Below are 2,371 nucleotides of genomic sequence, written 5' to 3'. Positions count from 1 at the left end.
GAGCGCAAGGTGCTCTGGCTGTCCACATGGACGATCCACAATGCCAATCACCTGCGGCCCAGCGAGGACGGATTGAAGATCGGCGGGCATCAGGCGTCGTCGGCCTCGCTCTCCACCATTCTCACCGCCCTGTATTTCTCGGTGCTGCGGCCCGAGGACCGGGTGGCGGTGAAGCCGCATGCGAGCCCGATCTATCACGCGATCCAGTACCTCTTCGGCCGCCAGACGAAGGAAAAGCTGGAGAATTTCCGCGGCTACAAGGGCGCGCAATCCTATCCCTCCCGCACCAAGGACATCGACGACGTCGATTTCTCCACGGGCTCCGTGGGCTTGGGCGTCGCGCAGACGCTGTTTGCCAGCCTCGTGCAGGATTACGTGAAGGCCCATGGCTGGGCGAAGGATTTGCCTGAAGGCCGCATGATCTCGCTGGTGGGCGATGCGGAGATGGACGAGGGCAACATCTTCGAGGCGCTGCTGGAGGGCTGGAAGCACGGCATCCGCAACACGTGGTGGATCGTCGATTACAACCGCCAGAGCCTCGATGCGGTGATTCGCGAGGGCCTGTGGCAGCGCTTCGAGGCCCTGTTCCGCAATTTCGGCTGGGAGGTGGTGATCCTCAAGCACGGCTCCCTAATGCAGGGAGCCTTCAAGGAGCCCGGCGGCGACAAGCTTCGCGACTGGATCGATACCTGCCCCAACCAGCTCTATTCCGCGCTCACCTATCAGGGCGGGGCCGCGTGGCGAAAGCGCCTGCTCGACGATCTCGGCGATCAAGGTGCGGTCACCAAGCTCATCGAGAAGCGCTCCGACGAGGAGCTGGCGCGGCTCATGTCCAATCTCGGCGGGCACGACCTGCCGAGCCTGCTCGATGCCTTTGAGAAGGCGCGCCAGCACGATCGCCCCGTCTGCTTTATCGCCTATACGATCAAGGGCTGCGGCCTGCCGCTCGCCGGCCACAAGGACAACCATTCCGGCCTGCTGACGCCGACGCAGATGGAGGCTTGGCAGAAGACACAAGGCGTGCGCCCCGGTCACGAATGGGACAAGTTCGAAGGCGTGAGGATCCCGCAAGGAGATGTCGAACGCTTCTTGGCCGAGGTGCCCTTCATCCAGAAGGGCACGCGCCGCTACACCGCGCCCCAGGTGCCGGTGCCGGAAAAGCTCTCGTTTCCCGCCAATCCCGCCATGTCCACGCAGCAGGGCTTCGGCTTCATCCTCAACGAGCTGGCGCGTTCCGATCAGCAGCTTGCGGACCGCATTGTCACCACCGCGCCGGACGTGACGGTCTCGACCAATCTCGGCGCCTGGGTGAACCGGCGCGGTCTCTATGCCCGCGAGAGCCTGGTCGATACCTTCAAGAAGGAGCGGATTCCCTCGACCTATAATTGGGAATTTTCACCGGGCGGCCAGCATATCGAGCTCGGCATCGCCGAGATGAACCTGTTCATCGTGCTCTCGGCATTGGGCCTGTCGCATTCGCTCTTCGGCGAGCGGATTCTTCCCATCGGCACGCTCTACGACCCGTTCATCTATCGCGGCGCGGATGCGCTCAATTACGCCTGCTACCAGGATGCGCGCTTCATGATCGTGGCGACGCCCTCCGGCGTGACGCTGGCGCCGGAAGGCGGGGCGCATCAATCCATCGGCACGCCGCTCGTCGGCATGGCGCAGGACGGATTGGCCTCCTTCGAGCCCGCCTTCGTGGATGAGCTTGCGGTGATCATGCGTTGGGCCTTCGACTATATGCAGCGGGAAGGCAAGGGCGAGCCGAACGAGACCGAGGTCAACGAGAAGACCTGGCTGCGCGACGAGACCGGCGGCTCCGTCTATCTGCGCCTCTCGACACGCAGCCTGGAACAGCCCCAGCGCGAGATGACGCCGCAGCTCGCCGACGACATCATGGCAGGTGCCTATTGGCTGCGGAAGCCTGGCCCGAACGCCCAGGTCGTCGTGGCCTATACCGGTGCGGTTGCTCCGGAAGCGATCGAGGCAGTGGGGCTCATGGCCGAGGACCGGCGCGATATCGGCCTGCTCGCCATCACCTCAGCCGACCGACTCAACGCCGGCTGGACGGCCTCGCAGCGCGCCCGCGAGCGTGGGCTCGTCCATGCAAGGTCCCATGTGGAGCGCCTGCTCGCCGATGTGCCGCCCCATTGCGGGCTGATCACGGTGATCGACGGTCATCCGGCCACGCTCGCCTGGATGGGCTCGGTCATGGGCCACCGCACCCGCTCGCTGGGCGTGGAGCACTTCGGCCAGACTGGCACGGTCAAGGACCTCTATCGACATTTCGGCATCGACGCCCAGGGCATCATCGCCGCTGCCGAAATGATCGCACCCGGCAAACCAATTCGCCACCTCAAGGCGGTGT

1 protein-coding gene is annotated in these 2,371 nt (G+C 64.6%); it reads left to right on the top strand.

The window, feature by feature from the left end; translation table 11 throughout:
• On the top strand, positions 1 to 2,371 hold a 2,371-nt coding region (locus tag AB4Y85_RS19375), incomplete at both ends, for a transketolase-like TK C-terminal-containing protein (RefSeq protein WP_441986538.1).

This window comes from Microvirga sp. 2YAF29, assembly GCF_052114605.1.
Lineage (GTDB): Bacteria > Pseudomonadota > Alphaproteobacteria > Rhizobiales > Beijerinckiaceae > Microvirga.
The sequence above is the reverse complement of the archived record's forward strand: the minus strand, read 5'-3'. Positions and strand labels throughout refer to the sequence as shown.